Raw genomic sequence first — 6,981 nt, 5'->3', positions numbered from 1 at the left:
CGTTACAGTAATTGATTTGACACCAACGGTCAAAGTACCATTTGCGTATGCTATGTTATAGTTGCCAAGACCTGTTCCAACAGCTGCACTTGCTACAATCGGATATGTTGGGCCAGGAGTGGTTACAGTTGCAGTAGCCGCCGCTCCGGTACTAGCCAGAGTTACACTATTGATTGCATCTCCATTGACAATCGCCCCGGCAGGTATGCTAAATTCAGTTCCTGTGAAAACAACTGCATCGCCATACGTTTTTGTTCTGTCAGAGGCCGTTACAGTAATTGATTTGACACCAACGGTCAAAGTACCATTTGCGTATGCTATGTTATAGTTGCCAAGACCTGTTCCAACAGCTGCACTTGCTACAATCGGATATGTTGGGCCAGGAGTGGTTACAGTTGCAGTAGCCGCCGCTCCGGTACTAGCCAGAGTTACACTATTGATTGCATCTCCATTGACTAATCCCGTGGCGGTAAATTCAGATCCTGCAAACGTTACTACATCGCCATAAATTTTTGTTTCATTGTTAGCAGTGATACTGAGGTTAGCTTTATTTACAGTTAAAGTTGCAGCATTACTTGTCACACTACTACAACCTGAAACTATCACCCTGTATTGATATCCACTCATTGCCACCGTCGCAGTTGTAACTGTATAAGAAGAAAATGTTGCAGAAGGAATATCGGTCCAGATTGCACCAACAGATGTAGTTAATACCTGCCATTGATAATTTAATGATGTGCCTGTCGCGTTTACCGAAAAACTTACCGGCCCCAAACCGTATGTTGTATTTTGATTAAGTAGCGCATTATTTATTAATGGAGCGGTGCATTCCGTATAATGACCAATAACTGAACTTACCCCTGTTTGATTACCAACTACAATAAATCCAGTGCTTTCGTTTACAGGAGTGCCATTATTATAAGATGAGGATGTATAAATAAAACCCGATGCATCACTGTATGTCCAGGTTATGGTAGTGCCTGGATTGGCTGCAATAGGGATACTACTTGCTGAACCACCATTATTTACTGAAATTAGTTGTGGTAGTGTTGTAACTTGTTGACTTTGACCATTCTTGGGTGGAACTGTCCAGTATGTTACAGTTACTGTGCATGAGGAGTTTGGGGGCAAACCTGTAGCAGTAAATACAATATTCGCATCTTTAAAAGTAGTTTCCGCATGCCTTCCTGAAATCACCCCATCAGCAGTCAGCAACAATGTCGCACCTAATTCATCCTCATCAAGAGGCACCACCCATGTGGATGAAACATTTCCACTGGCATCTGCTACAGCGGTAAAAGGCGCGTGCGCGCCACTTATTGCATTATCGCCGGTTTCTCCTTCGTGCAATACCTGGAGGGTTACTGTTTCCCCTGGCTGCCAACCGGTGCCAGTAATAATTACAGTACTTCCCGGAGGATAATCCAACTGATCAGTATTAATAGTTGCCGTTTGTGAAAACGCACCTGCATTAGCAAGTGTAACGGCAAAAAAAGTAAGTAAAAGTGAGCGTAAGAATAATCTCATAAACTAAAGTTTGAAATAGTTATTAATAATTTTAGTTCAATTAAGATATTGATTCAAACGAGTTTATGATAAATATAATTTATCTGTTCATAGGTAATGGAGTGAATTAGAAATTATCGGAATTTTTTGTTAGCTCGAGGGGTAATAAAAAGTAAAAATAGTTGTTTTTTTTAAACGGTCAAATTTCTTTTTAATTATTTTTATTTACTATTCCATACAACTACACGGGCAATTTTTAATCCCTGAAAACTTCGGTTAATACCCTTTAGAAAAGTTGATCCCGCAGGAAATATTAATGGGGAAATAAATAATCATTCAAACATTTATTGCCTCAATTTTTCCACCCCGGCAGCCGGCTTCCAGCCATAGTGGGGCTCAAAATAATTCCACAACAAAGAGGAAACATCCCGCGCTAACTGCCATGCCTCATTATTAGTTTCCCATCGTGTGTCTTTATTATTTTTCGTGGCTACATAAAAAACATAGTCGCCGTGCGGAGCATTCACCAAAACTGCTTCCGAACGGGAAGCATCTACCATGCCTTGTTTTGATGCAGCCTGCACATACGGCGGAATTTGAGACAATGCATATTCATCCCAAAAAACATCCGTTAGGTCTCTGTACATCTGTTCGCTGGCAGCCTTACTTACAGTTTTACCTTCGCGGATCATAACCATTAAATCAGACATTTCCCTGGGTGTGGTTTGTCCCCAGCCATATTCCTTATTCATTTTTTCACGCCCCGGCGTACGCGCATTTACACGGGTATATCTAAATCCATTTTTTTCTAACCACGAATTAATTTCCACTCCCCCGCCGGCGAGCTTTTCACACCATACCGCAGCCGTATTATCGCTGTGCGAAAGCATAAGGGAAACAAGAGTTCGCACTTCCGTTGGCGTCGAATCTTTAAAAAACTGCATCAGGCCTGAGCCTCCGCGGGCAATGCTATCACGGTAAATAAGTGGCTGGTGATAAGTATAAACCCCTTCATCAATTTTTTTAAAAATACCTACAAGAATCGGAACTTTTACAATGCTCGCGGTAGGAAAAATTGTATCAGCAATTATTGCCGCTTCTTTGCCGGTTCTTAAATTTCGGACATATACACCGGCAGTGCCATGAAATGAACTTAACAAAACACGTAATTTATTTTCCAGTTTTTTATCAGTTCGATACTGCGCATTTGCAGTAAAAGAAAACACTGCCATAAAGGAGCAAATAAAAATGTATATATGGCTTTTCATTCTTTTTTTTGAAAAGTAAACAATCTTAAAGATTTTTAGAAGCAATTTCTGTTTGAAAAAAAATCAATGCTGATTAAACGATTTCAATTTTGCTCCGTCTAAATAATGCGGTTTTTATGAATGCGATGTAATATTATTTAACAATTATTGCAACGCAAATAAATTAAATTTGGTAATATATCTTTTACAAATAATTAATGAATAAATGAAAAACATACTCCACGTATTTTCTGCTATAATAATTATGACAGGAATGGCGAATGTTGCAAATGCACAAAGAGTAAGGGAAATGAGAGGAAGTGGAAATTCAAGTGTCTCGCGCAACGCTTCACGCAGCACAGGTCCTTCTTTTAGCAGGGAATCAAGGCCTGCGGCCGGGTCTAATAATAGCAGAAGCTACTCATCCGGCATGCAAAGGCAAACTCCTTCGCGTGAAATGACCTACAGGCAAGCTCCGGAAAGAACGTCCCGGACAGAAAGAAATTCCTCATCCGTGCAAAACCGTAATAATGCTCAGAGAGTTTTTTCTGAACCTGTAAACAGGAATTCTTTTAACGAAAGATTGATTGTTTCAAGAAACAACGGTAACAACGTTACAAGAAATAGTCATTTTGATCGCAACAGAGCGGTTTCCCGAAACGTGTATCAAAATAATTACCGTGATAATTATTACAATACCCGTTATAGTTCTAATCGTTATGGATATCGCTATCACTACTACGGAACAGTTTATGGCCACAGAACCCGGTTTATTTATGGGCCGCGTTATAGCGTCATCCCTCGTAACTTTATTTCCATACATTTTGGCGGCTATCCATATTACTACTATGATGGATTTTATTATGGGTATTATAACGGTTTTTATCAACCACTTTTCCCTCCTTTTGGCCTTCAGATTAATGTGCTTCCTGCAGGTTATGTAAGATTCTTTTCAGGAGGAATTCCATTTTATTACTATAATGGTATTTATTACAGGCAATACAGTGATTCTTACCAGGTAGTTGATGCGCCTATGGGCGCTGTCGTCAGCTCATTGCCTGATGGCACTCGTTCAGTCATTGTAAATGGAGAACAATTGTACGAACTAAATGGCACTTACTACAGAACTGATGTGGATAGCAATGGCAACAACGTTTTTATTGTGGTAGGAAAAAATGGTGTCATTAATAACTCGACCACTGGCGGCACCAGCCTGTTGGCTTCCCCTGAATCTTTACAAATCGGAGATGTTATTTCCCAGCTTCCTGAAGATTCTAAAATCGTAACAATAAATGGTGAACAATTATATGAAACTCCCGATAATATGTATTTAAAGCAAAAAAATAATAATGGAACAATTCAATATGAGGTAGTGGGCAAATAATTTTTAGGTTTTCTTATTTTTTAAAAAGCCGGCTTTTGCCGGTTTTTTTATACACTTCTGTTTGTTAAACGTTAAATTCCTTTCATATTGTAAGGGTGTACATGAACGGTAGGTGTTTATCCGATTTATTTTAATACATTAAACGAAACGGTAATTCTTGATTACCGTTTAAAAAATCAAAGGGATTTTTGCATGGCCGAAAACTTACATTTGAACGAATTCAATTTATTATGAGGCATTTAATTTTATCACTTTCTTTTTTCTTATTTATTAATTCTTTGAAAGCCCAGGTAGAAAAAGAGCCTTTGCCTACACAGGATGCAGTCGAAATAAAAATAAAGAGCACAAGTTCCATTCTTGGAAGAGTTGTAGACCTCCAAAATAGTAAAGGTATTAATGCCGCTTCTGTTCAGTTGTTTGCTGTCGAAAATGACTCTACATCCACTACACCCGACGATTCGCTCATTGCTGTGATGCTCACAAAACCAAATGGAGATTTTCTTATTTCAAATATTCCCCCAATTTCCAACTTTAGGGTTGAAGTAAGTGCAGTGGGTTATTCAATATACAATCATCTCATTCAAATTGGAAGAACCAACGATACAGAAATTATACATAAAGATCTTGGCAATATTGTGATGGCCAGGCAAAATGAACAATTGCAAACAGTTACCATAGTAGCGCAAAGGCCAGCTTTAAAATTAGGGATAGATAAAAAGATTTTTGATGTAAGCAAAAGTATCACCTCGAAGGGTGGTACTGCTGTGGACGTAATGAAAAACATACCCTCCGTTTCTGTGGATGTAGATGGAAATGTGCAATTAAGAAATTCAAGTCCGACTATTTTTGTGGATGGTCGGCCTACTATTCTTACGCTTGATCAAATTTCTTCGGATGACATCGACCGGATAGAAATTATCACCAATCCTTCTGCGAAATATGATGCATCGTCCACTGCAGGAATTATAAATGTTATTTTAAAAAAGGACAAAAGATATGGCCTCAATGGGCTTGTATCAATTACCGGCGGCATTCCTACACGCTATGCGGGCAACATTAATCTAAACCTCCGCCAGGGCAAATTCAATTTCTTTGTAAGCAGCCATTATAATTATGGGAACAGTGATGGCAAAGGAAAAAGCTTCAGGCAAAACAAGTCAGAAGGCGTGGTTGAAAATTATTTTAATCAACACTCGCTGAACAATCGCAAGCGTGAGTTTTTTGCACTGAGAGGCGGGGTAGATTTTTTTCTTGATAACAGAAACACATTTACATTATCGCAGGGATATGTTAATGGTAAATTTGATAACAACCAAATGCAGGACCAGGAATATTATGATGCACAAAATGATCTAACCCGAACCGGAACCCGCACTTCAAACGGCAATTTTCAATTTAAGAGAAATAGCTCTTCACTTTATTATACGCATAAGTTTCCAAAAGAAGGTGAAACGCTTGATGCGAGCGTAAAGGTGAATTACGGTGGAGTTACTTCTGCAAATGCTATCGTGAACAGCTTTTATGATAAACAGGGCGCATTAACCGGCGATCCCAGCGTGGTGAATGATGACGGAGCCAACGATAATACCCAGGTTACTGCAAAAATTGATTACGTAAATCCTTTGGGCGATGATAAAAAAATCGAGGCAGGATTACGCAGTTACATAAATGACTACACCAGCCATTTTAATTCTTATTCCGTAAAAAATGGAACACAAACCAAATTGCCGCTCAGCAATAATTATGAATATACTGAAAATGTGCAAGCGGCCTATTTTACCTACACCGGCAAAATAATTAGCATAGGCTACCAGGCAGGATTACGCGGAGAGTATTCGAAATTTTCGGGAACACTCATCGACAGCGCCAAAAAATTTGGTTATGAATATCCATCTAAAATCGATAACATTCTTGATGCTCTTTTTCCAAGCCTTTATTTATCCAAAAAATTAAATGAAACCGATGAATTGCAATTAAACTATTCGAGAAGGATAAGGCGGCCAGACTTCTGGCAATTAAATCCGTTCATTGACATTAATGACCCTTTGAATATACAGCAGGGAAATCCGGAATTAAAACCCGAATACACAAATTCTCTTGAATTTAATTACAGTAAGTCTTTTAAAAATAACAGCAATTTTCTAGCAAGTATTTATTTCAGGAATACAACAGGCGATATTACACGTTTTAGCGATACGCTCACTTCCAAACAATACGCAGATCTTCAGAATGCTGCCGTAGATCCCAATGCGATTTTAAACACCTTTATAAATGCGAAGAATACCAACCGCGCAGGTCTTGAGCTTACCTGGCAGCAAAAATTTGGAGACAACTTCGATATCACACCTAATATAAATGTGGGATACCGAAAAGTAAATGCTCCGCAAAAATCATTTGATCTCAGCAACGAAGGCTTTGATTTTAGCACGAAGTTCACTTCAAACTATAAAATAAAAACAAAAGAACCTGCCAATGCATTTAATAATCTCAGCTTTCAGCTCACAGCCGAATACCGTTCTCCAAGCGTGATTCCGCAAGGAAAACGATTGGAAAGATTTAGCTCAGATTTTGCTTTGCAAAAAGATTTGTTCAAAAACAATCGCGGCTCCATCACATTCAGCGTGGAAGATATTTTCAACAGCCACAAATTTGGTGTGATTTACAATACGCCCACATTTTACCAGGAAAGCTACAACATGCGCCATGTAAGAAGCTTCAGGCTAACGTTTAGCTACAAATTTGGCAATTCGGATTTTAGCTTGTTCAGAAAAAACGTCGACAGAGAGGATAGTTAATCATCCAGCTAGTAAAACCACAAATAATTGTAATTTTTATTTTCTGATA

At 38.7% G+C, this 6,981-nt stretch carries 4 protein-coding genes; 2 read left to right on the top strand and 2 right to left on the bottom strand.

Annotation, left to right across the window (positions count from 1 at the left end):
- Both EFY79_RS09415 and EFY79_RS09410 read right to left on the bottom strand, forming a co-directional pair.
- On the bottom strand, nt 1–1,527 hold a 1,527-nt coding region (locus tag EFY79_RS09415; protein WP_199727500.1), incomplete at its 3' end, for an MBG domain-containing protein.
- A gap of 323 nt (nt 1,528–1,850) precedes the next feature.
- Complete coding sequence (locus tag EFY79_RS09410; protein WP_123120446.1) at nt 1,851–2,774, bottom strand: serine hydrolase; 924 nt, start codon at nt 2,772–2,774, stop codon at nt 1,851–1,853.
- Between the two features lie 205 nt (nt 2,775–2,979).
- On the opposite strand from EFY79_RS09410, the gene EFY79_RS09405 reads away from it, so the two are divergent.
- Together EFY79_RS09405 and EFY79_RS09400 are read left to right on the top strand one after the other, a co-directional pair.
- On the top strand, nt 2,980–4,137 hold the full coding sequence (locus EFY79_RS09405) for a DUF6515 family protein (protein WP_148041892.1): 1,158 nt from the start codon (nt 2,980–2,982) through the stop codon (nt 4,135–4,137).
- A 230-nt stretch (nt 4,138–4,367) separates the two neighbouring features.
- Nucleotides 4,368–6,932 carry a TonB-dependent receptor gene (locus EFY79_RS09400; protein ID WP_123120444.1) on the top strand — a complete coding sequence of 855 codons (2,565 nt, stop codon included), beginning with the start codon at nt 4,368–4,370 and terminating at the stop codon, nt 6,930–6,932.
- Nucleotides 6,933–6,981: the final 49 nt, after the last annotated feature.

Source organism: Hanamia caeni (assembly GCF_003721595.1).
Taxonomy (GTDB): Bacteria; Bacteroidota; Bacteroidia; order Chitinophagales; family Chitinophagaceae; genus Ginsengibacter; species Ginsengibacter caeni.
This window is presented reverse-complemented; position numbering and strand designations above follow the sequence as displayed.